This window comes from Klebsiella sp. BIGb0149, assembly GCF_004362605.1.
GTDB lineage: Bacteria > Pseudomonadota > Gammaproteobacteria > Enterobacterales > Enterobacteriaceae > Klebsiella > Klebsiella terrigena.
This window is the reverse complement of sequence record NZ_SNYG01000012.1, coordinates 1-25,618: the sequence shown is the minus strand read 5'-3', so window position 1 is coordinate 25,618 and position 25,618 is coordinate 1. Positions and strand designations below refer to the sequence as shown.

The 25,618-nt window shown below is 56.6% G+C and carries 25 protein-coding genes, 2 tRNA genes and 1 rRNA gene; 8 read left to right on the top strand and 20 right to left on the bottom strand.

Annotated elements, in window-relative coordinates:
- Positions 1–3: 3 nt before the first annotated feature.
- From EDF75_RS25825 to EDF75_RS25785, 9 genes are all read right to left on the bottom strand, one after another.
- Positions 4–456 carry a GNAT family N-acetyltransferase gene (locus tag EDF75_RS25825; protein WP_133601398.1) on the bottom strand — a complete coding sequence of 151 codons (453 nt, stop codon included), beginning with the start codon at positions 454–456 and terminating at the stop codon, positions 4–6.
- 5 nt (positions 457–461) lie between these two features.
- Entirely contained in the window at positions 462–1,517 is a 1,056-nt protein-coding gene (gene dinB / locus EDF75_RS25820; protein ID WP_133601339.1) for a DNA polymerase IV, read from the bottom strand.
- A 135-nt stretch (positions 1,518–1,652) separates the two neighbouring features.
- The gene (gene nqrM / locus EDF75_RS25815; protein WP_041147525.1) at positions 1,653–1,868 is read right to left on the bottom strand and encodes a (Na+)-NQR maturation NqrM; all 216 of its coding nucleotides are present in this window, start codon (positions 1,866–1,868) and stop codon (positions 1,653–1,655) included.
- A 2-nt stretch (positions 1,869–1,870) separates the two neighbouring features.
- Positions 1,871–3,094: an NADH:ubiquinone reductase (Na(+)-transporting) subunit F gene (gene nqrF / locus EDF75_RS25810; RefSeq protein ID WP_128879000.1), complete on the bottom strand. Its 1,224-nt coding sequence runs from the start codon at positions 3,092–3,094 to the stop codon at positions 1,871–1,873.
- An 11-nt stretch (positions 3,095–3,105) separates the two neighbouring features.
- Positions 3,106–3,705: an NADH:ubiquinone reductase (Na(+)-transporting) subunit E gene (gene nqrE / locus EDF75_RS25805; protein WP_041144176.1), complete on the bottom strand. Its 600-nt coding sequence runs from the start codon at positions 3,703–3,705 to the stop codon at positions 3,106–3,108.
- 3 nt (positions 3,706–3,708) lie between these two features.
- Positions 3,709–4,347 (bottom strand): NADH:ubiquinone reductase (Na(+)-transporting) subunit D, encoded by a 639-nt coding sequence (locus tag EDF75_RS25800; RefSeq protein ID WP_041144175.1) that lies wholly within the window; start codon positions 4,345–4,347, stop codon positions 3,709–3,711.
- Positions 4,340–5,134 carry a Na(+)-translocating NADH-quinone reductase subunit C gene (locus tag EDF75_RS25795; protein ID WP_133601338.1) on the bottom strand — a complete coding sequence of 265 codons (795 nt, stop codon included), beginning with the start codon at positions 5,132–5,134 and terminating at the stop codon, positions 4,340–4,342. Before EDF75_RS25795 ends, EDF75_RS25800 begins: the two co-directional genes overlap by 8 nt.
- The gene (locus EDF75_RS25790; protein ID WP_133601337.1) at positions 5,127–6,365 is read right to left on the bottom strand and encodes an NADH:ubiquinone reductase (Na(+)-transporting) subunit B; all 1,239 of its coding nucleotides are present in this window, start codon (positions 6,363–6,365) and stop codon (positions 5,127–5,129) included. Before EDF75_RS25790 ends, EDF75_RS25795 begins: the two co-directional genes overlap by 8 nt.
- Positions 6,366–6,368: 3 nt before the next feature.
- Entirely contained in the window at positions 6,369–7,712 is a 1,344-nt protein-coding gene (locus EDF75_RS25785) for a Na(+)-translocating NADH-quinone reductase subunit A (protein WP_133601336.1), read from the bottom strand.
- Positions 7,713–8,124: 412 nt separating this feature from the next.
- Between EDF75_RS25785 and dpaA the strand changes: the two genes are divergently transcribed.
- Complete coding sequence (dpaA, locus tag EDF75_RS25775; RefSeq protein ID WP_045854098.1) at positions 8,125–8,865, top strand: peptidoglycan meso-diaminopimelic acid protein amidase; 741 nt, start codon at positions 8,125–8,127, stop codon at positions 8,863–8,865.
- On the opposite strand, the gene EDF75_RS25770 is transcribed toward dpaA, so the two are convergent.
- Both EDF75_RS25770 and lpcA read right to left on the bottom strand, forming a co-directional pair.
- Entirely contained in the window at positions 8,836–9,603 is a 768-nt protein-coding gene (locus EDF75_RS25770) for a class II glutamine amidotransferase (RefSeq protein WP_045854097.1), read from the bottom strand. The two genes, dpaA and EDF75_RS25770, sit on opposite strands and share 30 nt — an antisense overlap.
- A 151-nt stretch (positions 9,604–9,754) precedes the next feature.
- Positions 9,755–10,336, bottom strand: a complete 582-nt coding sequence (lpcA, locus tag EDF75_RS25765) for a D-sedoheptulose 7-phosphate isomerase (protein WP_004133848.1) — start codon at positions 10,334–10,336, stop codon at positions 9,755–9,757.
- A 238-nt stretch (positions 10,337–10,574) separates the two neighbouring features.
- On the opposite strand from lpcA, the gene fadE reads away from it, so the two are divergent.
- From fadE to EDF75_RS25750, 3 genes are all read left to right on the top strand, one after another.
- On the top strand, positions 10,575–13,019 hold the full coding sequence (gene fadE / locus EDF75_RS25760; RefSeq protein ID WP_133601335.1) for an acyl-CoA dehydrogenase FadE: 2,445 nt from the start codon (positions 10,575–10,577) through the stop codon (positions 13,017–13,019).
- Between the two features lie 210 nt (positions 13,020–13,229).
- Entirely contained in the window at positions 13,230–14,000 is a 771-nt protein-coding gene (locus EDF75_RS25755; protein WP_133601397.1) for an amidohydrolase, read from the top strand.
- 356 nt (positions 14,001–14,356) lie between these two features.
- Positions 14,357–15,469 (top strand): AI-2E family transporter, encoded by a 1,113-nt coding sequence (locus tag EDF75_RS25750; RefSeq protein WP_133601334.1) that lies wholly within the window; start codon positions 14,357–14,359, stop codon positions 15,467–15,469.
- A 372-nt stretch (positions 15,470–15,841) separates the two neighbouring features.
- Here EDF75_RS25750 and EDF75_RS25740 read toward each other — a convergent pair.
- Positions 15,842–15,918: transfer RNA gene (locus tag EDF75_RS25740), tRNA-Asp, on the bottom strand.
- Positions 15,919–16,052: 134 nt separating this feature from the next.
- Entirely contained in the window at positions 16,053–16,784 is a 732-nt protein-coding gene (gene dnaQ / locus EDF75_RS25735) for a DNA polymerase III subunit epsilon (protein WP_200851558.1), read from the bottom strand.
- 64 nt (positions 16,785–16,848) lie between these two features.
- Between dnaQ and rnhA the strand changes: the two genes are divergently transcribed.
- Complete coding sequence (gene rnhA, locus EDF75_RS25730) at positions 16,849–17,316, top strand: ribonuclease HI (protein WP_133601333.1); 468 nt, start codon at positions 16,849–16,851, stop codon at positions 17,314–17,316.
- Here the strand turns inward: rnhA and EDF75_RS25725 are convergent.
- Positions 17,313–18,035, bottom strand: coding sequence for a class I SAM-dependent methyltransferase (locus EDF75_RS25725; protein ID WP_041144164.1), 723 nt, complete (start codon positions 18,033–18,035; stop codon positions 17,313–17,315). The two genes, rnhA and EDF75_RS25725, sit on opposite strands and share 4 nt — an antisense overlap.
- Positions 18,036–18,068: 33 nt before the next feature.
- On the opposite strand from EDF75_RS25725, the gene gloB reads away from it, so the two are divergent.
- Together gloB and mltD are read left to right on the top strand one after the other, a co-directional pair.
- Positions 18,069–18,824: a hydroxyacylglutathione hydrolase gene (gene gloB, locus EDF75_RS25720; RefSeq protein ID WP_133601332.1), complete on the top strand. Its 756-nt coding sequence runs from the start codon at positions 18,069–18,071 to the stop codon at positions 18,822–18,824.
- 71 nt (positions 18,825–18,895) lie between these two features.
- On the top strand, positions 18,896–20,263 hold the full coding sequence (mltD, locus tag EDF75_RS25715; protein WP_133601331.1) for a murein transglycosylase D: 1,368 nt from the start codon (positions 18,896–18,898) through the stop codon (positions 20,261–20,263).
- A 44-nt stretch (positions 20,264–20,307) separates the two neighbouring features.
- On the opposite strand, the gene EDF75_RS25710 is transcribed toward mltD, so the two are convergent.
- The 3 genes from EDF75_RS25710 to EDF75_RS25700 all read right to left on the bottom strand — a co-directional run bounded on the left by EDF75_RS25710 (position 20,308) and on the right by EDF75_RS25700 (position 23,251).
- Positions 20,308–21,078: a class I SAM-dependent methyltransferase gene (locus EDF75_RS25710; protein ID WP_133601330.1), complete on the bottom strand. Its 771-nt coding sequence runs from the start codon at positions 21,076–21,078 to the stop codon at positions 20,308–20,310.
- Positions 21,079–21,162: 84 nt separating this feature from the next.
- On the bottom strand, positions 21,163–21,960 hold the full coding sequence (locus tag EDF75_RS25705) for an endonuclease/exonuclease/phosphatase family protein (protein WP_133601396.1): 798 nt from the start codon (positions 21,958–21,960) through the stop codon (positions 21,163–21,165).
- Between the two features lie 103 nt (positions 21,961–22,063).
- The gene (locus EDF75_RS25700; protein WP_133601329.1) at positions 22,064–23,251 is read right to left on the bottom strand and encodes an MFS transporter; all 1,188 of its coding nucleotides are present in this window, start codon (positions 23,249–23,251) and stop codon (positions 22,064–22,066) included.
- A gap of 104 nt (positions 23,252–23,355) precedes the next feature.
- On the opposite strand from EDF75_RS25700, the gene yafC reads away from it, so the two are divergent.
- Complete coding sequence (gene yafC / locus EDF75_RS25695) at positions 23,356–24,258, top strand: DNA-binding transcriptional regulator YafC (RefSeq protein ID WP_041144158.1); 903 nt, start codon at positions 23,356–23,358, stop codon at positions 24,256–24,258.
- A gap of 34 nt (positions 24,259–24,292) precedes the next feature.
- Here the strand turns inward: yafC and dkgB are convergent, their stop codons facing one another.
- The 3 genes from dkgB to rrf all read right to left on the bottom strand — a co-directional run.
- The gene (gene dkgB, locus EDF75_RS25690) at positions 24,293–25,096 is read right to left on the bottom strand and encodes a 2,5-didehydrogluconate reductase DkgB (RefSeq protein WP_133601328.1); all 804 of its coding nucleotides are present in this window, start codon (positions 25,094–25,096) and stop codon (positions 24,293–24,295) included.
- Between the two features lie 162 nt (positions 25,097–25,258).
- A tRNA-Asp gene (locus tag EDF75_RS25685) sits at positions 25,259–25,335 on the bottom strand.
- 195 nt (positions 25,336–25,530) lie between these two features.
- Positions 25,531–25,618 (bottom strand): 5S ribosomal RNA (gene rrf / locus EDF75_RS25680); the annotation flags it as partial.

Below are 25,618 nucleotides of genomic sequence, written 5' to 3'. Positions count from 1 at the left end.
GCCCTATTCGGGCTCCCTCACCTTCTCCATGCGATAATTGATAAACCTCTCGCCGCGGACTTCCACCTGCTGTTCTTCCACCACTCTGAAGCCATGACGTGCAAAGCACGGTTTCGCCGTGATGCTGGCCTCAACCGTCAGCGTCCCCTGCGGAATTTGCCTGAACAGCTCCGCGAGCAGCGCCCCGGCAATTCCCTGACGGGCGCGCTCAGGAGCGACAAACAGGAGATCGATATCGCTGCCGATGGCGCTAATAAAGCCGACCGGCTGCCGGTCAATCACCGCCACCAGCACCCGCGAGTCGCGCATTTTTTGCCGCCAGCGCGCCTCATCGACCTGCGCCCAGGCGGCAATTTGCCGTGGCGAATAGTCGCGGCTGGCGGTCTGCCGAATCGCGCGCAGGAAGATGGCGCCCAGCGCGGAAAAATCGTCATCCCGGTAATCTCTTATCTGCAGCATAGCTATAGTCCCAGAACCAGCTGCCGCTCCAGCTGGGGATCGAGTAACGTAACGTGCAGCCCCACCAGCCGCACCCCGCGGCCGCCGCGCCGTTCATGCCAGGCTTTGTAGGCCGTGGCGAGCAAATCATCTTTACTCAGGCGCGGCCAGACGTGCTCCTGGGTGGTGAGCTGAAAATCATTAAACTTGAGCTTTACCCCCTGGCGGGCAATCAGCAGGTCCGGTTTAACCTTGAGCAGCCGCCGCTCCAGCTCCTGGTAGAGGCTCTCGATAATCGCCTCACAGTCACCCCACCGGTGAATATCCTCCACCAGCGTACGCTCGACGCCCACCGATTTACGCTGTCGCGTGTTGTTGATTTCCCGCTCGTCGATGCCCTGGCTTCTCTCCCACAGGATCCGACCAAATTTGCCGAAACGCTTGAGCAGCATCGCCAGATCGCTTTTCTGCACGTCTTCGCAGGTGCGCAGCCCCATATTTTCCAGCTTTGCCGCGGAGACTTTCCCCACGCCGGGTATTTTCGCCAGCGGCAGGGTTCTGACGAACTCGGCAACCTGGTGCGGCGCAATCACAAACTGGCCGTTGGGTTTATTGAGATCGGAGGCGATTTTGGCGAGAAACTTCACCGGGGCGATACCGGCGGAAGCGGTCAGCTGCAGCTCACGCTGAATGGTCTGGCGGATCTCTTCGGCCATCAGCGTCGCCGAGCCCTGGCAGTGGACGCTGTCGGTGACGTCAAGATACGCCTCATCGAGCGAGAGGGGTTCGATCAGCGAGGTGTAGCGCGAGAAAATTTCCCGGATATGGGCCGACGCCTCTTTATAGGCGTCAAAGCGCCCCGGCAGCAGAGTCAGGTGCGGGCAAAGCTTAAGCGCCATCGCCGTTGGCATGGCGCTACGCACGCCAAACTTACGCGCCGGATAGTTGGCGGTACTGATGACGCCCCGCTGGACCCGGCTGCCGCCGATGGCGATGGGAATATCCCGCAACGCCGGGTTATCCCGCATTTCAACCGCGGCAAAGAAGCAGTCCATATCAACATGGATGATTTTGCGCATAGCTAGCCCTCACTGACCACTGGACAAGTATACAGCATAATTCTGCGCAATGAGAAGAGAGGGAAGCAAAATGCGCTGAGGCCAAACCCCGGCGTCGCTGAGCGCGGCCGGGGCGATGAGGCTGGCAGGGAGAGGTTACAGGATCCGCTCCTGCTTACGCTGCGCTTCGCGCGCCAGCCGTTTTTTGCGCGCATCGCACGGCTCCGGGCAGTCGCAGACCTTTTCCAGACCCAGCGAGGCGATCCCGCCGCAGCTTCCCTGCAGGCTTTTGCGCTTCACCAGATAGCCCAGCGACATCCCCAGAATCACCAGGGCGAAAATCACAAAGGTGGCGAAAAACAGAGTCCACATCATCAGCCTCCAAAATCATCCAGCATGATATTGTCATCCTCGACGCCGAGATCCTTGAGCATTTTAATCACCGCGGCGTTCATCACCGGCGGCCCGCACATGTAAAACTCGCAGTCCTCCGGCGCCGGGTGATCGCGCAGATAGTTCTCATATAGCACATTGTGGATGAAGCCGGTGTGGCCATCCCAGCTATCTTCCGGCAGCGGATCGGACAGCGCCACGTGGAAGGTAAAGTTAGGATTTTCCCGCGCCAGCTGTTCGAATTCATCGTCGTAGAACATTTCGCGCAGCGAGCGCGCGCCGTACCAGAAGCTGATTTTACGCCCGCTGTGCAGCCGCTTGAGCTGATCGAAAATATGCGAACGCATCGGCGCCATGCCGGCCCCGCCGCCGATAAAGACCATTTCAGCGTCGGTATCTTTAGCAAAGAATTCGCCAAACGGCCCGGAGATGGTCACCCTGTCTCCGGCCTTTAGCGACCAGATATAGGACGACATAATGCCAGGCGGGGCGTCCGGTACCTTCGGCGGCGGCGTGGCAATACGCACGTTGAGCATGATGATGCCCTTCTCGTCCGGGTAGTTAGCCATCGAGTAGGCGCGCAGGGTCGGCTCTTTTACCTCGGAGACGTAGCGGAAAAGGTTAAACTTATCCCAGTCGGCGCGGTACTCGTCCGGCACGTCAAAATCGGCGTAGGCGACCTTATGCGACGGGCACTCAATCTGAATATACCCGCCGGCGCGGAACGGCACGACTTCGCCCTCCGGCACGCGCAGCTTCAGCTCTTTGATAAACGTCGCTTTGTTATCATTGGAGATGACCTCGCACTCCCATTTCTTCACGCCGAAGATCTCTTCCGGCAGCTCGATCTTCATGTCCTGCTTTACCGCCACCTGGCAGGCCAGACGGCAGCCCTCTTTCGCCTCGCGCCGGGAGATATGGGAAAGCTCGGTCGGCAGGATATCGCCACCGCCCTCTTTTATCGTCACCCGGCACTGGCCGCATGAGCCGCCGCCGCCGCAGGCGGAAGAGACGAAAATGCCGTTGCTGGAGAGGGTGTTAAGCAGCTTATCACCGGCAGGAGTGCGGATTTGCCTGTCCGCCTCGTTGTTAATTTCAATGACCACGTCACCGGCGTTAACCAGCTTTGAACGCGCGGCGAGGATCAGCCCCGAGAGCACCAGCACGATCAGGGTGAACATCACGACGCCAAGAATAATTTCCATACTTTCCGCCCTTATAGCTGCACACCGGAGAATGACATAAAGCCCAGCGCCATCAGTCCCGTGGTAATAAAGGTGATCCCTAACCCGCGCAGACCCGCGGGCACGTTGGCATATTTCATTCTTTCCCGGATGCCCGCCAGGGCGACAATCGCCAGCGTCCAGCCGATGCCGGAACCGAAGCCGTAGACAATGGACTCCGTGAAGTTGTAGTCACGCTGCACCATGAAGGAGACGCCGCCAAAAATCGCGCAGTGCACGGCAATCAGCGGCAGGAAGATCCCCAGCGCGTGATGTAGCGCCGGGAAATACTTATCGAGGATCATCTCGAGGATCTGCACCAGAGCGGCGATAACCCCAATGAAGGTAATGAAGTTGAGGAAGCTTAAATCAACGCCCTCCGCCAGCGCCCCGTCGCGCAGCACCAGGTTATAGATCAGGTTATTAATCGGTACCGCCAGACCAAGCACGATGGTAACCGTCAGGCCGAGACCAAAGGCGGTAGAGACCTTTTTCGACACCGCAAGGAAGGTACACATCCCGAGGAAGAAGGCCAGCGCCATGTTTTCTACGAATACGGCGCGGACAAACAGACTGATATAGTGAGCCGTCATCGTTTACTCCTTTTCCTGCTGTTCCGGCTTCCAGCTGCGCAGCGCCCAAATCAGCAAACCGATAATGAAGAAGGCGCTCGGCGCCAGCAGGAACAGGCCGTTTGGCTGATACCAGCCGCCGTTTTGCACGGTCTCAAGGACGGTCATCCCAAACAGCTTGCCGCTGCCGATAAGCTCGCGCAGAAAGCCGACGATAATCAGAATGGCGCCATAGCCCAGACCGTTACCAATGCCGTCAATAAAGCTGGCCAGCGGCGGTGACTTCATGGCGAACCCTTCCGCCCGCCCCATCACGATGCAGTTGGTGATGATAAGCCCGACGAATACCGACAATTGCCTGGAGGTCTCATAGGCAAAGGCGCGCAGCAGCTGGTCCACCACGATCACCAGCGAGGCGACGATCGTCATCTGCACGATAATGCGCACGCTGTTGGGAATATGGTGGCGGATCATCGAGATAAACATGCTGGAGAAGGCCGTCACCAGCGTGACCGCGACGGTCATCACCAGCGCGGTTTCCAGCTTAGTGGTCACCGCCAGCGCCGAGCAGACTCCCAGCACCTGCAGCGTAATGGGGTTATTGGCCAGCAGCGGCCCCACCAGCACGCGCTTCATCTCTTTCGTATCGCCTGCTTCAGCCATTATTCAGCTCTCCATCACGCACTCTTTTCAGAAACGGGCCGAAGCCCAGCTCGCCCATCCAGAAATCAAAGCTATGCTGCACGCCGTTGGAGGTCAGCGTCGCCCCGGACAGGCCGTCGACGGCATGGATATCTCCCGGGTGCGCCCCGCCCTTCACCACCTTCAGCGCCGGATGGCCGCTATCATCAAGCACCTGCTTGCCGATAAACTGCTGGCGCCAGTTGGGATTTTCCACCTCACCGCCCAGCCCCGGCGTTTCGCCGTGATCGTAATACGTCAGGCCCTTAATGGTACGGCCATCGGTACCCAGCGCTACGAAGGCGTACATCATCGACCACAGGCCGTTGCCGTAAATCGGCAGGATCACTTCCTGAATCCGCTGCTGCTCATCGCGCACCAGGTAAATTTCGACAATATTGCTCCGATGCTTGATGCCCGCCGGGTCCTGGCTGACCTCCAGCGAGAGGCTTTGCTCAGGATCTTTCAGCGCCTGCGCCTGGTTAAATTTAGCCGGGTCCTTAGCCAGCAGCTCGCCGCTGGCTAAATCCACCAGCCGCGGGGAGATACGGGCGGCAAAAAGGCTCTCCACCTCATCGGCGCTCATCCTCGGCGTCATCAGCCCGGATACGGCGAGGATATTGCGCTGTTTATCCAGCTCACGCTGCTCCTGCTGCCGTGACTTCAGGCCCACGGCGGAGCCGGCAACCACGATAGAGCAGACCAGACACAGCACCAGCACCACCAGCAGCGTTTTGCCAATGCTATCGTTACCTTTATTCTCAGCCACGCGACTTCCTCCGCTTAATATTGGCCTGCACCACCAGGTAATCGAACAGCGGCGCAAAAAGGTTGGCAAAGAGAATGGCCAGCATCATCCCTTCCGGATAGGCCGGGTTGACCACGCGGATCAGCACGCACATCACGCCGATAAGCAGGCCATAGCTCCATTTGCCCTTATCGGTAAACGAGGCGGATACCGGGTCCGTCGCCATAAACATCATGCCGAAGGCAAAGCCGCCGAGCACCAGATGCCAGTACCACGGCATGGTGAACAGCGGGTTGGTATCCGAGCCGATAAAATTAAACAGCGTCGCGGTCGCCACCATGCCGATCGCCACCCCGGCAACAATGCGCCAGGAGGCTACGCGGCTGAAGATAAGAATCGCCCCGCCGATCAGGATCATCAGCGTTGAGACCTCGCCAATCGAGCCGGGAATATTGCCGAGGAAGGCGTCCAGCCAGCTCACCGGCTGGCCGCTGGCCACGTTTACCAGCGCTTCACCGCCGCCGCTCGCCCACTGAGAGAGCGGCGTCGCGCCGGAAAAGCCGTCCGCGGCGGTCCATACCAGGTCGCCAGAAATCTGCGCCGGGTAAGCAAAGAACAGGAACGCGCGCCCCGCCAGCGCCGGGTTAAGGAAGTTACGCCCGGTGCCGCCAAAAATCTCTTTGGCGATAACCACGCCAAAGGAGATGCCCAGCGCGGCCTGCCACAGCGGCAGCGTGGGAGGAACGATCAGCGCGAAAAGAATCGAGGTGACGAAAAAGCCCTCGTTGATTTCATGCTTGCGCACGATGGCAAAGAGTACCTCCCAGAATCCCCCGACGATAAATACGGTGATATAGATTGGCAGGAAGTACGCCGCGCCGAGGGTCATCATGCTTATCCAGCCCGCATCCGCGGCGAAGCTAACCCCCAGCCACTGCGCCAGGCCGTAGTGCCAGTCGCTGGCAATAACCTGCTGCAGCTGCTCTGCGCCGTACAGCTTGTGCAGCGCCGGGAGCGTTTGCAGGCCAACGTTATACATGCCCCAGAACATCGCCGGGAACACGGCGAGCCACACCAGGATCATCATTCGCTTCAGATCGATGGCATCACGTACGTGAGCGGCACCCCGCGTCACCTGACCGGGAGTGTAGAATAGCGTCGCCGTCGCTTCGAACAGCGGGTAGTACTTTTCCAGCCTGCCGCCGTGCGTGAAGTGCGGCTCAATTTTGTCAAACAGCTGCTTTAAGCCCATGACCTATCCTTCCTGCTCAATCTGGGTTAAGACGCTGCGCAGCGCCGGCCCATATTCATACTTGCCGGGGCACACGTAGGTGCACAGCGCGAGATCTTCTTCGTCCAGCTCCAGACAGCCCAGCGCCTGCGCGCTTTCGCTATCGCCCGCCAGCAGATCGCGCAGCAGTACGGTGGGAAGAATGTCCAGCGGCATCACTCTTTCGTAGTTGCCAATCGGCACCATCGCCCGCTCGCCGCCGTGGGTATCGGTCGAAAAGTTGAATAGCTTATGCTTCAGGAAGTGCCCCACGGTGGTCCGGGTGATGGAGAACTTATCTTTCCCCGGCATCACCCAGCCAAACAGCTCTTTGTTGCGCCCCTCTTTAACCACGCTCACCTGCAGGTGGAAACGGCCGAGAAAAGCACGCGGGCCAAAGGCATGGGTGCCGCTCAGCACCGAGCCGGAAATCACCCGGTTTTCGCCGTCCGCGAGCCCGTCCGCCAGCAGCTCATCAAGGCTGGCGCCGCAGCAGGTTTGCACCAGCCGCGGCGCCTTAACCTGCGGGCCGCCAAGCGCAATAACGCGCTCGCTGTAGAGCTCCCCGTCAAGGAACAGCCGCCCGATGGCGATAACCTCCTGATAGTTCAGGTGCCAGACCTGTTTTGTCAGGCTCACTGGCTCGAGGAAGTGGATGTGGGTTCCCGCCAGTCCCGCCGGATGCGGGCCTGCAAACTGATTAAAGGTAATTTGTCCTGAGCGATGGCCGCCCAGCTTACCGCCGCTGGCCTGGCAGACGTGGATTTTTCCGTCGGTGAGACGGGTCAGCAGCGTAAGGCCGGCGTCAAAGGCCTCGCGCTGGGCGAAGATAATGGGCTGAGGATCGGCGGCCAGCGGGTTGGTATCAATTGCGGTGACGAAAATCGCCGCCGGCACGCTGCCCGGCGCCGGCGTTTTGCTGAAAGGGCGGGTGCGCAGCGCCGTCCACTGGCCGGAGGCCAGCAGCTGACGCTGTACGTCCTCACGCGACAGTCCGGCAAGATCGTCCGGCGCATAGCGGGGAAACTGCACCGCGTCGCTGCCCTCGACGTCAATCACCACCGACTGCAGTACCCGGCGCTCGCCGCGGTGAATCGCAGTAATAACCCCGCTCGCGGGCGCGGTAAAATGGACGCCAGGGTTCTTTTTATCTTCGAACAGCGGCTGGCCTTTCTGCACCCGGTCGCCTTCCTGAACCGCCATTGAGGGGCGCATACCGACGAACTCCTCGCCCAACAGCGCAACGCGTTTGACTGCAATCTGAGAAGTCGTCTGCTGTATTGGCATGCCAGCTATGGGCAAATCCAGCCCTTTTTTTATTTTAATCATATCGTTAGCAGGTGTCCGTAATCTAAACCCCGGCTTGAGGCCGCGGCCAGCAACATTGATGGAAAGTCAGAGAAAGAAAGGAAAAGCGAAGGTCCTGCTCATTCGCAAGACGGGGGAGAAGCATCCTTTCTTACCCTGGTGACTAAGCACCATAAGTGTAACATTTTGTGAGCAGTTGCTGTAGGTAAACCCCGTTACGCGGCTCTAAAATGCGAGCTATTGCGCAAAGTTCTCACTGCGCTTTGCCGCCAGATTCGTTATAAAGGACAACTAAATTGTAAACGCGATACGCCGCGCTTGCGAAAAATTGCCGTGATGCTAATGTGAGCGCTCTAAATCCAGAAAACTCTGATTTTGGGTCTCTCTTGCCGTCCTGGCAATGTGGTTTTTGTTTTATCAAGGAACAAGCAGTATGCGCAAAATCGCATTATTTATTGCGATGCTTCTGTTGCCGTGCGTTTCATTTGCTGGGCTTCTCAGCAATAACAGCTCGACGACGCCGGTTAGCAAAGAATACAAACAGCAATTAATGGGTTCCCCGGTCTACATTGAGATCTTTAAAGAGGAGCGAACGCTCGATCTTTACGTCAAAATGGGCGAAAAATATCAGCTCCTCGACAGCTACCGGATCTGTAACTACTCCGGCGGGCTGGGGCCGAAGCAGCGCCAGGGCGACTTCAAGAGTCCGGAAGGATTTTACAACGTTGCGCGTAGCCAGCTAAAACCGGACAGCCGCTTCTATAAAGCCATTAATATCGGCTTCCCGAACGCCTACGATCGCGCGCATGGCTATGAAGGTAAATACCTGATGATCCACGGTGCCTGCGTCTCTGTCGGCTGCTATGCCATGACCGATACCGGCATTGATGAGATTTTCCAGTTCGTGACCGGCGCGCTGGTGTTTGGCCAGTCAAACGTGCAGGTCAGCATTTATCCTTTCCGTATGACCAACGCCAACATGGAGCGCCACAAGTACTCCTACTACGCGGACTTCTGGAAACAGCTGAAGCCAGGCTACGACTATTTCCAGCAAACCCACAAGCCACCGGTTATCTCGGTAACGGACGGCCGCTACGTGGTCAGCAAGCCGCTTAGCCATGAGGTTATTCAGCCGCAGCTGGCGTCAAACTACACGGTCCCCCAGGCAAAATAGCGCCCACTCGCCCGGCATGATCTTATTCCAGGTCTCATTGCCGGTTAGCGGCTGAGTGGCGATAACGGAGACCACATCGTTCGGTGTGGTCTCGCGTTGAAAGTCGATTTCCACATCCTGATCCAGCAGCGTCGCTACGCCAAACGGCGCCCGCCGCGTAATCCAGTACAGGTTCGTCGAGCAGTACGCCATCACGTAACGCCCGTCGGAGAGCAACATGTTAAAGACCCCCTTCTCCCGCAGCTCACCCGCCAGCTCAGCGACATAGCTGAAGACTTCAGGCATCGAGTCAGGGGTGCCGGGATAGCGCTCGGTCAGACGGTGCAGCAGCCAGCAGAAGGCCTTTTCGCTGTCGGTTTCGCCGATCGGATGAAGATTTCCCGTATCGAGAGACTCATATCCCTCCAGCTGGCCGTTGTGCGCGTAGGTCCAGTTGCGCCCCCACAGCTCACGGGTAAAGGGATGCGTGTTTTCCAGCGCGACGATGCCGCGATTAGCCTGGCGAATATGGGCGATGACCGAGCAGGATTTAATGGGATAGTCCTGCACCAGCTTAGCGATGGGCGACTGAAAGCTGGGCTGCGGATCTTTGAAGGTGCGACAGCCTTTGCCTTCATAGAAGGTGATGCCCCAGCCGTCTTTATGCGGCCCGGTGCCGCCACCGCGCTGGACCAGCCCGGTAAAGCTAAAGCAAATATCTGTTGGCACATTCGCGCTCATCCCGAGCAGTTCGCACATATCTCACCTCATACCACGCGGCTTAAATACCAAAGGCGTTACTGCGGCAGCCAGCCTGAACGCGGCCAGCGCGCAAAAACCGGATCGTACCTGAGGTACGCAAGGAGATTGAGCGCTGCCCGGGGTTCAACACCGCCAGCAATACGGCCTGTTAAGCTTTAACCATCTCTTTTTCGATCAACATAATCAGAATATGAATCACTTTAATGTGAATTTCCTGAATACGGTCGGCATAGCCAAAATGCGGCACGCGAATTTCAACATCGGCGGAGCCGGCCATTTTACCGCCGTCTTTACCGGTCAGGGTGATCACCTTCATCCCCTGCGCGCGGGCGGCCTCGATCGCTTTGATAACGTTACCTGAGTTACCGGAGGTGGAAATCCCCAGCAGCACGTCACCGGTGCGGCCAACCGACTCAACGTAGCGGGAGAAAACGTACTCATAGCCAAAATCATTGCTGACGCAGGAAAGGTGGCTGACGTCTGAAATCGCAATGGCCGGGTAGCCCGGACGGTTTTCACGATAGCGCCCGGTCAGTTCTTCGGCAAAATGCATCGCATCGCAGTGGGAACCGCCGTTACCGCAGGAAAGGACTTTACCGCCCGCCTTAAAGCTATCTGCCAGCAGCACCGCGGCACGCTGGATCGCGTGAATATTGGCTTCGTCCTGCAGAAAGTTAGCCAGCGTTTCCGCTGCTTCGTTCAGTTCGTTACGAATAAGATCCTGGTACATGAGGATAATCCTTCAGTATTGGTGGAATAACCCTGGCAGTGTACCGGATAGCCGCTAAAGCGAGAAGCAGCAGGCGCTGTTATCCCCTGAGGTTTTGCTTTTACGTGCCGCATTTACGCACAACAATGTGAGCAAGGTTGTAATTATTTTGTAAACACATTGCTAAAACAAATTACATCCACTACAACCATATCATCACAAGTGGTCAGACCTCCTACAAGACAGGGAGCATTTCGTTATGATGATTTTGAGTATTGTTGCAACCGTTGTTCTACTCGGTGCGCTCTTCTATCACCGAATCAATCTCCTGCTCAGCAGCGCGATTTTGCTCGCCTGGACCGCCGCGCTTAGCGTGGCCGGGCTGTGGAATATCTGGCTGCTGCTGCCGTTAGCGATCGTTCTGCTGCCGTTTAACTTTGCGCCGATGCGTAAATCTATTTTTTCAGCGCCCGCGTTCCGCGCGTTCCGCAAGGTGATGCCGCCGATGTCGCGGACTGAAAAAGAAGCTATCGATGCGGGTACCACCTGGTGGGAAGGCGATCTGTTTCGCGGTAACCCGGACTGGCAGAAGCTGCATAACTATCCGCAGCCGCGCCTGACTGCCGAAGAGCAGGCGTTTATCGACGGCCCGGTGGAAGAAGCCTGCCGCATGGCGAACGATTTTGAAATTACCCACGAAATGGCCGACCTGCCTCCGCAGCTGTGGGCCTATCTGAAAGAGCATCGCTTCTTTGCGATGATCATTAAGAAAGAGTACGGCGGTCTGGAGTTCTCCGCCTACGCTCAGTCCCGCGTGCTGCAAAAAATGTCCGGCGTTTCCGGTATCCTGGCGATTACCGTGGGCGTGCCTAACTCTTTAGGCCCGGGCGAGCTGCTGCAGCATTACGGCACCGATGAACAGAAAAATCACTATCTGCCGCGTCTCGCGCGTGGTCAGGAGATCCCCTGCTTTGCGCTGACCAGCCCGGAAGCGGGCTCCGACGCCGGCGCCATTCCGGATACCGGCGTGGTGTGCATGGGCGAATGGCAGGGCGAGCAGGTTCTGGGCATGCGCCTGACCTGGAACAAGCGCTACATTACCCTGGCGCCAATCGCCACCGTACTGGGGCTGGCGTTTAAACTCTCCGACCCTGACCGCCTGCTGGGGGGAGAAGAGGAGCTGGGCATCACCTGTGCGCTGATCCCAACCTCGACGCCTGGGGTTGAAATTGGCCGCCGCCACTTCCCGCTTAACGTACCGTTCCAGAACGGCCCGACCCAGGGTAAAGACATCTTTGTCCCAATCGACTACATCATCGGCGGCCCAACGATGGCTGGTCAGGGCTGGCGGATGCTGGTGGAGTGCCTGTCCGTCGGTCGCGGGATCACCCTGCCGTCAAACGCCACCGGCGGCCTGAAGTCCGTGGCGATGGCCACCGGCGCCTACGCCCATATTCGCCGCCAGTTCAAGATCTCCATCGGTAAAATGGAAGGCATCGAAGAGCCGCTGGCGCGTATTGCGGGTAACGCCTACGTGATGGACGCCGCCGCGTCGCTGATCACCTACGGCATCATGCTGGGCGAGAAGCCGGCGGTTCTGTCGGCTATCGTGAAGTATCACTGCACCCACCGCGGCCAGCGTTCAATCATCGACGCAATGGATATCACCGGCGGGAAAGGCATCATGCTGGGTGAAGGCAACTTCCTCGCCCGCGCCTATCAAGGGGCGCCGATCGCCATCACCGTAGAAGGCGCCAACATTCTGACCCGCAGCATGATGATCTTCGGTCAGGGCGCAATCCGCTGCCATCCGTACGTGCTGGACGAAATGGCCGCCGCGCAGAACAACGACGTTGACGCTTTCGACAAGCTGCTGTTCAAACACATCGGTCACGTCGGCAGCAATAAGGTCCGTAGCTTCTGGCTGGGCCTGACCCGCGGGCTGACCAGCAGCACACCAACCCGCGACGCGACCCGCCGTTACTACCAGCATATGAACCGCCTGAGCGCGAACCTGGCGCTGCTGTCCGACGTCTCAATGGCCGTTCTTGGCGGCAGCCTGAAGCGCCGCGAGCGTATTTCCGCGAGACTGGGCGATGTGTTAAGCCAGCTTTACCTCGCCTCTGCGGTGCTGAAACGCTATGACGATGAGGGGCGTAACGAAGCCGACCTGCCGCTGGTTCACTGGGGCGTTCAGGATGCGCTGTATCAGGCGGAGCAGGCCATTGACGACCTGCTGAAAAACTTCCCGAACCGCTTTGTCGCCGGCGTCCTGCGCGTTGCCATCTTCCCGACCGGCCGCCACTACGACGCGCCGTCCGATAAGCTGGACCATAAGGTCGCAAAAATCCTGCAGATCCCGAGCGCAACGCGTTCGCGTATTGGCCGCGGCCAGTACCTGACCCCGAGCGAGCACAATCCGGTCGGTCTGCTGGAAGAAGCGCTGCTGGACGTGATGGCCGCCGACCCGATTCATCAGCGCATCTGTAAGGAGCTGGGCAAAAACCTGCCGTTTACGCGCCTTGATGAGCTGGCCCGCAACGCGCTGGCGAAAGGGTTAATCAATCAGGAAGAAGCCACCGTTCTTACCCGGGCGGAGACCAGCCGCCTGCGCAGCATCAACGTTGACGACTTCGCCCCGGATGAGCTGGCCACCCGGCCGGTAAAGCTGCCGGAGAAGGTCCGCAAGATTGAAGCCGCCTGAATAATAAAATAGCCGCATCACGATCGGGGCGGGGTTTTCCTCCGCCTCTTTTTTTGCCCGCTTTGCTCCCTCGACTCTCTCTGCCCTCTGGCTGCGCACAAATCGTTTCCAGCATTAGCATTTTTTTAACAAAATATTCCGCTGACTATCCAGAGACTGATATGGTGTTAAAGTGACTATAACAGCCTAATGATAATGGAGTTCACCACTGTGCCTGGCCTGAAAATTACGCTACTGCAACAACCGCTGGTGTGGATGGACGGTCCCGCCAACCTGCGCCATTTCGATCGCCAGCTGGAAGGCGTCAGCGGGCGCGATCTGATTGTTTTGCCTGAAATGTTCACCACCGGCTTCGCGATGGAAGCCGCTCAGCAGTCGCTGCCGCAGGAAGAGGTCATTGAGTGGATGCGGGCGAAAGCGCTGCAGACCAATGCCCTCATCGCGGGTAGCGCTGCGCTACAAACCGAGCGCGGCCCGGTTAACCGCTTCCTGCTGGTGGAGCCCGGCGGTAAAACCCATTTTTATGATAAGCGGCACCTGTTCCGGATGGCCGAAGAGCACCATCATTATACGGCCGGCAACGAGCGGGTCGTCTTCGAGTGGCGCGGCTGGCGGATCCTGCCGCTGGTTTGCTACGACCTGCGCTTCCCGGTGTGGTCACGCAACCATAACGACTACGATTTAGCGCTGTACGTGGCCAACTGGCCGGCGCCGCGCTCGCTGCACTGGCAGTCGCTGCTGGTCGCCCGGGCCATTGAAAACCAGGCCTACATCGCCGGCTGCAATCGGGTCGGTACCGACGGTAATGGCCATCACTATCGGGGCGACAGCCGCATTATCAGCCCGCAGGGAGAAATTCTGGCAACGGCAGAGCCTCATCAGGCCACGCGCCTCGATGCGGAGCTGTCGCTCACCGCCCTCAACGAGTATCGCGAAAAATTCCCCGCCTGGCAGGATGCCGATCCGTTTAGCCTGAATTAATTCCCCTCCCCCTCGTTATCGGGGGGGACACTCTCCCGTCCCGTTAACACTACGCTGCTGAATACACGGGCAATAAATTTACGCCCCCACCAGCATCTTGTTTTCCTTTATTATTTATTTCGCCCTAAGCCCCCGGACATTCCCGTTCTGACGCCTTTCCCTGACGATAAATAATATTTTCCTGGCAGGATTATTTTCTGTTCTACACTAATAAAAGGGATAAAATTCAACAATAACTAGCACGATTTTCAAATAACTTTCAGCGATTTCTAAACGATTCCATCTCAAATACTGGCCTGGTTTGTAAAACCAGGCCGGGGCGGTTGTGTGCGCATTCTCAGCGAGAACAAACCATCATGGAAAATGATAATCTGCTTATTGTTGAAAAAAGAGTGGTTGCCCGTTTTTTGGATATGTTCATTCGGTTTGGGCTTATCCTGGCATTAGCCTCCTTCTGCTATACCGTATTTTCTCCATTCCTGAATATGATGCTCTGGGCCGTCATTCTGGCGGTCACGCTCTATCCGCTCCATCAATATTTTGCCGCCCGGCTCGGCGGAAAACAGGGCTGGGCCTCCACAATACTGGTCCTGCTTGGCATTCTGCTGATCGTGGCGCCGACGGTGCTGATGATAAGCTCTCTGGGAGAGAGCGTCAGCGCGCTGATTGATAAGATGAGCGGCCGCAGCTTCGCCATTCCCCCACCTTCAGCCCATATTGCCACCATCCCCGTTGTCGGGGAGAAGATCAGCGCCCTATGGCTAAAAGCGTCGATGGATTTACCCGGGCTGATAAACAACTACCGCACCCAGCTCGGCGAAATCGCCCGGCAGGTGCTGGGCATCCTGGCCAGCATGGGCGGCGGACTCATCGGCTTTATCCTCTCCTTCATCGTTGCGGGCATTATGATGGCCTGGGGTAGCGCTGGCGCCAACAGCGCGAGGCGGATTGCGATTCGTATCACCGATGAGAAGAAAGGCCTGACCTTAACCCGGCTCTGTACCAGCACCATTCGCGCCGTCGCGCAGGGCGTTATCGGCGTTGCGCTTATTCAGGCGCTGCTGGTCGGCATCATCATGATTGTCGCCGGGATCCCGGCGGTCGGGATCTTCTTTATCCTGGCGCTGATCCTCGGGATCGCCCAAATCCCCGTCATTCTGGTGACCGCCCCGGCAATCGCGCTGATGTGGAGCATCGGCGACCACGGCACCGGAATGAACGTCCTCTACTCTATTGTGCTGATCGTGGCCGGCATGGCCGATAACGTCCTTAAGCCGCTGATGCTCGGGCGCGGCGTTGACGCGCCGATGCCGGTGGTCCTGCTGGGCGCATTAGGCGGCATGGCGGCCAGCGGCATTCTTGGGATGTTTATCGGGGCAACCCTGCTTTCCATCGGTTATCGTATTTTTATGACCTGGGTCGACGAGGGCCAGGCCCACGCCAACCCAGTCAGCAAAGATGCGCAATGAGGGGAGAGCCGAGCGTTTTCTGCTGAGAGGCTAACATGCTGCTACCGCCGCTGGCGGGAGTGCCGATTATTCTGTGCAATATGCTTCTGCAGTCGATTATTTCAGTGTGGTGTATCCGCTTTTACATCAGGCGATTTCGCAGTAAATTTCGCCACGTTAGGCTATGGCGATATTGTGATGAGCGCCAGGTGGAAGCTTCCTGGACCGCTGGAAGCGGTAAACGGCGCGCTGATTATTGGCCTGTCCGGGGCATGCATGCTGGCTGTTTTGCAGCATCATATCCGCAAGCAATTGAAATATATGAAATGAATAAGATGGCGTCGCTAAAACGACGAAAGCCTGAATCATTGCTGATTCAGGCTTTCTGAATAGTGGCGGAACGGACGGGACTCGAACCCGCGACCCCCTGCGTGACAGGCAGGTATTCTAACCGACTGAACTACCGCTCCACTTTCACTGTTCCCTTGGGAACGAGGCGAATATTACGGATTACCGCTAACTCCGTCAACGCTTTTTCTTCACTTTTGAACCATTTGCTGTAAAAATCGCCCACCAGCCTATTTTTACAGCGTATTGCGGCCTATCAGCTCCGCCACAGGCAGCTTCCGCCTTTCTTTTGAACCAAATCGAGGCGCGATTCATGGTTTAACAGCTCGTCATCAGAGGCGTAAACGACGCGCAGCCTGCTGGCCGCCCGAACAACGCGCTGTATTCCTATCTCTCCTGCCTGCATCTGCCCCTCGCCTTCCGTCGAAAATGCCAGCGTCGTCTGACCGCCGGTCATCATCAGATAGACATCGGCCAGAATCTGGGCATCGAGCAACGCCCCGTGCAGCGTTCGCTTGCTGTTATCTATTTCATAACGTGAGCACAGCGCATCGAGGCTGTTACGCTTGCCGGGGAACATTTTCCGCGCCAGCGCCAGGCTATCGGTGACCTTGCAGAAGGTATTGGTTTTGGGAATATCGCGCTTGAGCTTGGCGAACTCGTAGTCCATAAAGCCGATATCGAACGATGCGTTATGGATGACCAGCTCCGCCCCGCGGATATAGTCCATAAACTCATCGGCGACCTCAGCAAACGCCGGCTTATCCATCAGAAACTCATCGGCAATCCCGTGAACGCCAAAGGCTTCAGGGTCCACCAGCCGGTCCGGCTTGAGATAAACGTGGAAGTTATTCCCGGTGAGGCGGCGGTTGATCACCTCCACCGCACCAATCTCGATGATTTTATGTCCTTCGTAATGCGCACCGAGCTGGTTCATACCAGTGGTTTCAGTATCGAGAACAATCTGTCGCGTAATTGCAGTGCTCATATCAGTCATTTATGTCAGACTTGCCGTTTACATATCGATGTCAATTACAGGAAGTCTACCAGAGATGCTTAAACAGGTAGAAATTTTCACCGACGGTTCATGCCTGGGAAATCCAGGACCCGGCGGCTACGGCGCTATTTTACGCTATCGCGGGAAGGAAAAAATCTTTAGCGCAGGCTATAACCTCACGACCAACAACCGCATGGAGATGATGGCGGCCATCGTTGCGCTGGAAGCGCTGAAAGAGCAGTGCGAAGTCGTTCTCAGCACCGACAGCCAGTACGTGCGTCAGGGGATCACCCAGTGGATCCACAACTGGAAAAAGCGCGGCTGGAAAACGGCGGATAAAAAGCCGGTCAAAAATGTGGATCTGTGGCAGCGCCTGGACATCGCGCTTGGCCAGCACCAGATTAAGTGGGAGTGGGTCAAAGGCCACGCCGGCCATCCGGAAAACGAACGCTGCGACGAGCTGGCGCGCGCTGCCGCCTCCAGCCCTACCCAGGACGATGTCGGTTACCAGCCGGAACGTTAATTCTGCCCGTTTCGCGACTGTCGCGTGGCCCCTACCGTCTGACGCAGCCGGGTCTTCGCTTTTCCCGACTTCAGCGGGTTGAGCGTGAGCGGGATCGTGCGCTTGCGGGCAACAATCAGCTGCAGGCAGCCCAGCGCCGGCAGGTGGGTACTGAGCATCTTGCCGCCGTGTCGGGACCAGGGCAGCACCTGATAACGGCCGTAGTGCAGCACCTCAAAATTGAGCAGCGCCAGCCAGTCCAGCTGGCGCGTTAGCGTAAACATCCGGCTGCTGTACGGCACCGTTTTGCGCAATACCGGCATCAGCTTGCGCAGGCCCATCAGGCTCACGGGGTTAAACCCGGTCATAATTATCCAGCCGTCATCAATCAGCACCCTGTCGGCTTCGCGCAGCAGGCGGTGGGGATCGCTACACCAGGGCAAGGTATGCGCCAGCAGGCAGGCGTCAACCGACTTTTCGGCAAAAGGCAGATGGAGGGGATCGGCCTGAACCTGAATCGGCGTGCCCTGAAGCGAAACGTTCACCTGATGCGAGATAGCGCAGGATTCGGTATTGATTTCCGCGCTCAGATTGCCAATCTTAAGTAAATGAAAGCCATATAGCTTGGCCAGCCACGGTTTCATCTGCCGCTCCAGCGATTCGCGATAGTATTCGCCCCAGGGCATACTGGACCAATGCTCTGGCGCTGTGACTATCTGAGATATCCTTGCCGGCTTCATCGCAACCTTCCGCTACGCTTTTAGGGGTAATAAATGAATCTTATCAGCATTCCTGCATTTCAGGACAACTACATCTGGGTTCTTAGCGCGGATAACGGCCGCTGTCTGATCGTCGATCCTGGCGAAGCGGCGCCCGTGCTGGCCGCTATCGCGGAGCACGGCTGGCAGCCGGAGGCCATTTTTCTCACCCACCACCACCACGATCACGTTGGCGGCGTGAAACAACTGTGCGAAAAATTCCCCGACATCGTGGTTTACGGACCGGCAGAAACCCAGGATAAGGGAACGACGCGTCTCGTTGCCGACGGCGATCGGGTCGTTGTTTTAGGCCACGAATTTTCTATTTTCTCCACGCCAGGTCACACTTTAGGACACATCTGTTTCTACAGTGAACCTTATCTATTTTGTGGCGATACAATGTTTTCCGGCGGCTGTGGCAGACTCTTCGAAGGGACGGCGGATCAGATGTATCAATCATTTAAGAAAATAGCGGCGCTCCCCGACGATACGCTGGTATGTTGCGCACATGAGTATACTTTAGCAAATATGAAGTTTGCTCTGAGTATCCTGCCACAGGATATGGCTATAAATGATTACTACCATAAAGTTAATGAGTTACGTGCAAAAAACCAAATGACACTACCGGTAACTCTCAAAAATGAACGCCGTATAAATTTATTTTTACGCACGGATGATGATGATTTAATTAAAGAAATATCCAAAGAAACAAATTTGCAACACTCTGCGCAGCGATTCGCGTGGTTAAGGTCAAAGAAAGATGACTTCTGACATTTAACTCTTGTCATTCGCGAACTTCACCGTTATTCTTGCTCGTCTTTTAAGCAACTATTGACACACACATGAAGGCACGAGCGATTTTACTCGTCTCTGTCCTGCTGGCGGGGTGCCAATCGTCTAAGCACGATGGCAACGTTCAACAGCACGCACAGAGCCTTTCTGCAGCTGGTCAAGGGGAAGCAGGTAAGTTCACAAGTCAAGCGCGCTGGTTAGATGATGGAACCTTCTACGCGCAAGACCAGGATCTGTGGACTTCCATAGGCGACGAGCTAAAGATGGGAATTCCGGAAAATACCCGGATTCGCGAACAGAAACAGAAGTACTTAAGTAATAAGAGCTATCTCCACGATGTAACTTTACGGGCAGAGCCGTATATGTACTGGATAGCCGGGCAAGTTAAGAAACGTAACATGCCAATGGAACTGGTATTACTACCCATAGTGGAGAGCGCTTTTAACCCGCATGCAACGTCTGGCGCCAATGCCGCAGGCATCTGGCAGATCATTCCGAGCACCGGGCGCAATTATGGTTTGAAGCAGACCCGCAGCTACGATGCGCGTCGTGACGTTGTCGCCTCTACTACGGCGGCGCTGAACATGATGCAGCGTCTGAATAAGATGTTTGACGGCGACTGGCTGTTGACCGTCGCAGCTTATAACAGCGGTGAAGGCCGGGTACTGAAGGCAATGAAAGCGAATAAATCACGCGGCAAGCCCACTGATTTTTGGTCGCTTTCATTACCACAGGAAACCCGAATTTACGTACCTAAGATGCTGGCTTTGAGCGATATTCTCAAAAACAGCAAGCGCTATGGCGTGAAGCTGCCGACGGCAGACGAAAGCCGTGCGCTGGCGCGAGTTCGCCTCGATAGTCCGGTTGATATTAGTCAGCTGGCCGATATGGCAGGAATGCCCGTCGGCAAGCTGAAAACATTCAACGCCGGAGTAAAGGGCTCAACCCTGGGTGCGAACGGGCCGAAGTACGTGATGGTGCCACAGAAACATGCCGCTCAGCTGCGTGAATCTCTGGCCTCTGGCGATATTGCCGCCGTACAGCCAACGCAGCTCGCGGCCAACGCGCCGTTGACCAGCCGCAGCTATAAGGTTCGTTCAGGCGATACGATTTCCGGGATCGCCTCACGTCTCGGCGTATCGACGAAAGATTTGCAGCAGTGGAATAATCTGCGCGGATCCGGGCTGAAAGCGGGCCAGGAGCTGGTAGTTGGCGCCGGCAGCAGCGCGACGCGTCTTGCGAACAACAGCGATAGCATCACCTATCGCGTACGCAAAGGCGACTCGCTGTCGAGCATCGCAAAACGACATGGCGTGAATATTCGTGATGTGATGCGCTGGAACAACGGCACCGATGACCTGAAGCCGGGCGATCAGCTCACGCTGTTTGTGAAAAATAGCGACCGGCCGGATTCCTGATATACCTGATAAAAAAAGGCACCGTCTCCCGGTGCCTTTTCTTTTTATACCGCTTTATGCGCTTCAAACATGATGGTATCGCTGGTAAAGGAGCCGTCGTCCTGTAAGGCAAAGTAGGCTTTTACCTCCGCCGATGCGCTATCCTGATAGAGGCGAATCGCTGCTACCAGCGCCTCCGGCGTACGCATACGCGCCACCCATGAGCTGAACTCCAGCGGCAGGCGATCGGTCGATAAACTATTGGTGACCAGCCCGGCATCGTTCGCCAGCGCCAGCCACTCTCCGCTGGAATAGTTGCGAACGTGAGAGGTATCGCGCAGCGCTTCAACCGTTTGCAGCCACACGTCACGAACCGGATGTCCCGGTGACATGACGTCCATAATAATCAGCACCCCACCCGGCTTGAGAACGCGTTTGACCTCACGCAGCGCCTGGCCGACATCATGCCAGTGATGGGCAGAATAGCGGCTAATCACCACGTCAAAGCTGTCCGCCGCAAAGGGCAGAGTTTCCGCATAGCCCTGCTGGGTCTTTATATTTGAAAAACCCTTATCCTGAGCGGCCTGCGCCACAACGTCCAGCATCTGGCTGGATAAATCATATGCCGTTACCCCTGCCACCTGCCCGGCCGCAGCAAAACTGGCATGCCCGGCGCCGCAGCCCATATCGAGAACCTGCGCAGCAGGGAAATCAGCCAGCCGCTCGGCCAGCCGCTGCAGATCGCGTCCCGATGCGTGTACTGCGCTGGTCAGGTAAGCGCTGGCCTGTGAGCCAAACTGCTTTTCGACGTTGTCATGGTGAGAGCGTGTTGTCATTGTGTTGTCCTTCGGTTGTTTGAATAATAAAGGCAGCACCTTGCTTGCGCAGGCCCGCCCCATGGCAGGCCTGACGTACCTTAATTAATCAGGCTTGCCGGGACTGAATTCGACTAGTAGCGGGTTGTGATCGGAGGCGCGGGTGACCAGCACGGAGGCATCGTGCACGCTTAATCCCCGGTAGAACACAAAATCGAGCGGGCGACCAAAAGTGCGGCGGCGCTGATCGTCGGAAAAACGAACCTCGCGCAGCGACATTTCGCGGGCAAAGCGATAGAGCGCATTCATGCGCGGTCGGCTCCAGGCATTAAAATCACCGGCCATAATAACCGGGCCGCTGTGGTGCGCTATCTGGTCGCCGATAGGTAACAGCTGCTTGCTGTAGACATCAACCCCAAGGCTGAAGTTAACCGCATGGATGTTCACCACCATCAGCAAACGCATATCCGGCAGCGGGTAGACGGTCACAAGCGCCGATTTAGCCAGACGCAAAATGGGTTCGCGTTCGCGCAGAGGGCAGCAGTAGACCGGATGAGTCGAAGCCAGCGTCATGACGCCAGAGGGGTGCTGAGGTAGAACGAGTGCGGGAACCTGATCGGCGGCCAGATAGTTGGTCGTGGCGAATCTGACCAGCTCGGGCGTCGTTTGCGCCTCTTGTAACAGCACCAGATGGGCATCTTTACCGAAATTATTCAGCACGGACTTCCACTCGGCCCGCTGCTGTTTAAAGATATTCCACACCAGCACGCGGATCTTCTCATCGCTGCTTAAAGGGATGCCAGGCGGGAAACCATGGCTAAGGCTTGCAAACGACCCCGGAGGCAAAATTCTCTCCGCAGGCTGTCCGGCGACATAGCGCATAGCATAAGTATTCTTTCGCAATTTAGGCATCAAACCTCGATAACATGAAACCGGCCTGACTGCGGCCGGTTATTCTGTTATAGGGATTTTCGTATGCACTTTCAATGCAATTCGCGAGAAACCTTTATCCTTCGACGGAAACCGCCGTTGCCGGGCGAGATTTATCCAGGCGACCGCTCAGTATGACCAGCAGCAGCGCAGCCAACACAATCACCGCGCCAATCCACGGCGTCTCGGCCAGGCCATAGCGCGCTACGGTTTGTCCGCCAATAATAGAGCCTAAAGCGATACCGACGTTAAAAGCGGCGATGTTAAGGCCGGAGGCAACGTCTACGGCGCCGGGCGTATACTGTTCCGCTTTCTGTACGACATAGACCTGCAGGCCCGGCACGTTGCCGAAGGCAAAGATTCCCATCACCAGCACCGTTGCCAGCGCGGCATACTGGATACTGGCCGTCAGCTGGAACACCAGCAGGAGCACAACCAGCGCAGCAAAGATAATCTTCAGTGCGGCCACCGCTCCGTGCCTGTCGGCCAGCCTGCCGCCCCAGACGTTACCCAGCGCCACTGAAACACCGTAGCCCAGTAAAATCCAGCTCACCGCAGACGGACTGAAACCGGCAAGGTCCTGCATCATTGGCGCGAGGAAGGTAAACGCCGTGAAGACGCCGCCATATCCCAGGGCGGTAATGGCATAGATGATTAGCAAGCGCGGATGGGTTAACACCTGCACCTGATCGCGCAGGCTGGCGCTGGACCGACCCGGAATATTGTTCGGCACCAGAATCAGGCTGCTCACCAGCGCAATCACGCCAAGAATGGAAACCGCAAGGAAGGTTTCACGCCAGCCGAAATGCTGGCCGATAAAGGTACCAATCGGCACCCCGGTAACCAGCGCGACGGTCAGACCGCCAAACATGATGGCAATCGCCGACGCGGCCTTCTCTTTAGGCACCAGGCTGGTCGCAATGGTAGAACCAATCGAGAAGAACACGCCGTGCGCCAGGCCGGTAAGCAGGCGGGCGAAAATCAGCGTTTCATAACCCGGCGCTTGCCAGGCGAGCAGGTTGCCGGCAGTGAACAGCACCATTAGCGCCAGAAGCAGCTGTTTGCGCGGCATGCGGCCGGTCAGCGCCGTCAGCACCGGGGCACCGATCGCGACGCCCAGCGCGTAGATAGAAACCAACAGACCCGCTGAAGGCAGTGAGATGGCCAGCTGCTCTGCGATCGTCGGCACCAGGCCGACAATGACAAATTCGGTGGTACCAATCGCAAAGGCACCGATAGTTAAGGCAAGTAGCGCCAGTGGCATAATTTACTCCGTAGCATCAGGATTAAGATGACACGTAGTATGCAGGGATGCTTAAATAACAAAAACCATCAAAGTCTCAATAGAATTTTGCTACAGGTGCAATAATGAGAGCAACATCAGAAGAGATTGCCATCTTTGTCGCCGTGGTGGAAAGCGGAAGCTTTAGCCGGGCGGCGGAACAGCTGGGACAGGCAAACTCCGCCGTCAGCCGGGCGGTAAAAAAGCTGGAATCAAAGCTTAGCGTCAGCCTGCTTAACCGAACAACTCGCCAGCTAAGCCTGACCGAGGAGGGAGAACGCTACTTTCGCCGCATGCAGGTGGTGCTTCAGGAGATGGCGGCGGCGGAAAATGAGCTTCTGGAAACACGGACGACGCCAAGAGGATTGCTGCGGGTAGATGCCGCCACCCCGGTGATGCTCCACTTTCTGATGCCGCTGGTGAAGCCTTTTCGCGAGCGCTATCCAGAAATGACCCTCGCGCTGGTGTCGTCGGAAACCTTCATCAACCTGATTGAGCGTAAGGTTGATGTTGCGATCCGCGCGGGTACGTTGACGGATTCCAGCCTGCGCGCCCGGCCGCTGTTTAACAGCTACCGCAAAATCATCGCCTCGCCTGACTACCTCTCCCGCCACGGCACGCCGCAGGATGTAGCCAGCCTTAAAGATCATCAGTGCCTGGGTTTTACTGAGCCCCTTTCACTAAATACCTGGCCAGTCTCCTGCTGCGATGGCCAGCTGCTGGAAGTCAGCTGCGAGATATCCTCCAATAGTGGGGAAACCATCAAGCAGCTGTGCCTGGCCGGTAACGGCATCGCCTGTTTATCGGATTATATGGTGAATCAGGAGATTGCGAGCGGGGAGTTTGTCGAGCTTCTTGCCGACAAGCGGCTGCCGGTAGAAATGCCCTTTAGCGCCGTTTATTACAGCGACAGAGCGGTCAGTACCCGGATCAGGGCGTTTATTGATTTTCTCAGCGAGCACGTAAAACAGCTCCCGAAGGAGCTGTAGAGGGTTAAATAAGGGTTACAGAGGGTGGGTTATTTTAATCCCACTCGGGGGCAAGACCTTCCGGGCTAACCAGACGATCGTTGCAATCCAGCGCGGCGATCGCTTTACGATCTTCCTCATCCAGCTGCAGATCCTGAGCTTTCAGGTTGCTCGCCAGATTTTCACGTTTAGTTGAAGACGGGATCACCGCGTAGCCTTCTCCCAAAGCCCAGGCCAGTATCACCTGTGCAGGCGTTGCGCTGTGCTTCGCAGCAATACCTGAAATGACTTCGTCTTTCAGTGCCTTACCATATGCCAACGTCATGTACGACGTGATATGGATACCGTGCGCTGTCGCCCAATCCACAGTCTTGCGATTCTGCAGGTAGGGGGATAGCTCAATCTGATTGGTAGCAATGTTTTCAGCGCCGATGGCAGCAATTGCGCGTTCCATCAGCGGAATCGTGAAGTTTGAAATCCCGATCTGGCGAGTCAGCCCCAGCTTTTTAGCTTCCAGCAGCGCCGGCATAAACTCTTCAACGGCGACGGCATCACCCGGCGAAGGCCAGTGGATCAGCGTCAGATCGACATACTCAGTACGCAGCTTTTTCAGGCTCTCTTTCAGACTGGTAATAAGCGAGTCTTTGCTCAGGTTTTCGATCCAGATCTTGGTGGTGATAAACAGCTCATCACGCGCTACGCCGCTTTCGGCGATGGCCTGGCCAACGGCCGCTTCATTATCATAGATCTGAGCGGTATCAATCGTACGGTAGCCCAGTTCCAGCGCCGTTTTTACCGATGCGATAACCACATCATCTTTCAGACGGAAGGTTCCAAGACCAAATGCAGGGATTGCCATAAATTCCTCTTTTTTACTTAGTGTTAACTCATTGAGAACATTATGGCTGATGCAGCAGAGGGGAAAAAGATCGATAAATGCAGAGGATTTTTGCTGAAACAGCAATAATAGTACGACGGAAAAAGAAAAAGCCCTGAGCAAATGCTCAGGGCTTTTAATAAGTGGCGGAACGGACGGGACTCGAACCCGCGACCCCCTGCGTGACAGGCAGGTATTCTAACCGACTGAACTACCGCTCCACCGAATTTCTTTACAACAACCGGTTTATTGCCCCGGTTTACTGCTAATTTGATGCCTGGCAGTTTATGAATCACCACTTTGTGATTCACCCTTCGGGCCGTTGCTGTGCAACGTTCAAAAGCATTCGCTTTTGCTCTGCTACTCTGTCGAATAGCAAACTGCCTCGAAAGTCAGTGCCATACTGCTAATTTGATGCCTGGCAGTTCCCTACTCTCACATGGGGAGACCCCACACTACCATCGGCGCTACGGCGTTTCACTTCTGAGTTCGGCATGGGGTCAG

What these genes read in the sequence shown, in the direction of transcription:
- EDF75_RS25800 (WP_041144175.1), bottom strand. Translation starts at nt 4,347, where the DNA reads ATGGCTGAAGCAGGCGATACGAAAGAGATGAAGCGCGTGCTGGTGGGG.
- dpaA (WP_045854098.1), top strand. Translation starts at nt 8,125, where the DNA reads ATGCGCAAAATCGCATTATTTATTGCGATGCTTCTGTTGCCGTGCGTT.
- EDF75_RS25710 (WP_133601330.1), bottom strand. Translation starts at nt 21,078, where the DNA reads ATGACAACACGCTCTCACCATGACAACGTCGAAAAGCAGTTTGGCTCA.
- EDF75_RS25790 (WP_133601337.1), bottom strand. Translation starts at nt 6,365, where the DNA reads ATGGGCTTAAAGCAGCTGTTTGACAAAATTGAGCCGCACTTCACGCAC.
- EDF75_RS25785 (WP_133601336.1), bottom strand. Translation starts at nt 7,712, where the DNA reads ATGATTAAAATAAAAAAAGGGCTGGATTTGCCCATAGCTGGCATGCCA.
- dnaQ (WP_200851558.1), bottom strand. Translation starts at nt 16,784, where the DNA reads ATGAGCACTGCAATTACGCGACAGATTGTTCTCGATACTGAAACCACT.
- nqrM (WP_041147525.1), bottom strand. Translation starts at nt 1,868, where the DNA reads ATGTGGACTCTGTTTTTCGCCACCTTTGTGATTTTCGCCCTGGTGATT.
- dkgB (WP_133601328.1), bottom strand. Translation starts at nt 25,096, where the DNA reads ATGGCAATCCCTGCATTTGGTCTTGGAACCTTCCGTCTGAAAGATGAT.
- nqrF (WP_128879000.1), bottom strand. Translation starts at nt 3,094, where the DNA reads ATGGAAATTATTCTTGGCGTCGTGATGTTCACCCTGATCGTGCTGGTG.
- rnhA (WP_133601333.1), top strand. Translation starts at nt 16,849, where the DNA reads ATGCTTAAACAGGTAGAAATTTTCACCGACGGTTCATGCCTGGGAAAT.
- EDF75_RS25770 (WP_045854097.1), bottom strand. Translation starts at nt 9,603, where the DNA reads ATGTGCGAACTGCTCGGGATGAGCGCGAATGTGCCAACAGATATTTGC.
- EDF75_RS25700 (WP_133601329.1), bottom strand. Translation starts at nt 23,251, where the DNA reads ATGCCACTGGCGCTACTTGCCTTAACTATCGGTGCCTTTGCGATTGGT.
- yafC (WP_041144158.1), top strand. Translation starts at nt 23,356, where the DNA reads ATGAGAGCAACATCAGAAGAGATTGCCATCTTTGTCGCCGTGGTGGAA.
- EDF75_RS25750 (WP_133601334.1), top strand. Translation starts at nt 14,357, where the DNA reads ATGGAAAATGATAATCTGCTTATTGTTGAAAAAAGAGTGGTTGCCCGT.
- mltD (WP_133601331.1), top strand. Translation starts at nt 18,896, where the DNA reads ATGAAGGCACGAGCGATTTTACTCGTCTCTGTCCTGCTGGCGGGGTGC.
- dinB (WP_133601339.1), bottom strand. Translation starts at nt 1,517, where the DNA reads ATGCGCAAAATCATCCATGTTGATATGGACTGCTTCTTTGCCGCGGTT.
- fadE (WP_133601335.1), top strand. Translation starts at nt 10,575, where the DNA reads ATGATGATTTTGAGTATTGTTGCAACCGTTGTTCTACTCGGTGCGCTC.
- nqrE (WP_041144176.1), bottom strand. Translation starts at nt 3,705, where the DNA reads ATGACGGCTCACTATATCAGTCTGTTTGTCCGCGCCGTATTCGTAGAA.
- EDF75_RS25725 (WP_041144164.1), bottom strand. Translation starts at nt 18,035, where the DNA reads ATGAAGCCGGCAAGGATATCTCAGATAGTCACAGCGCCAGAGCATTGG.
- gloB (WP_133601332.1), top strand. Translation starts at nt 18,069, where the DNA reads ATGAATCTTATCAGCATTCCTGCATTTCAGGACAACTACATCTGGGTT.
- lpcA (WP_004133848.1), bottom strand. Translation starts at nt 10,336, where the DNA reads ATGTACCAGGATCTTATTCGTAACGAACTGAACGAAGCAGCGGAAACG.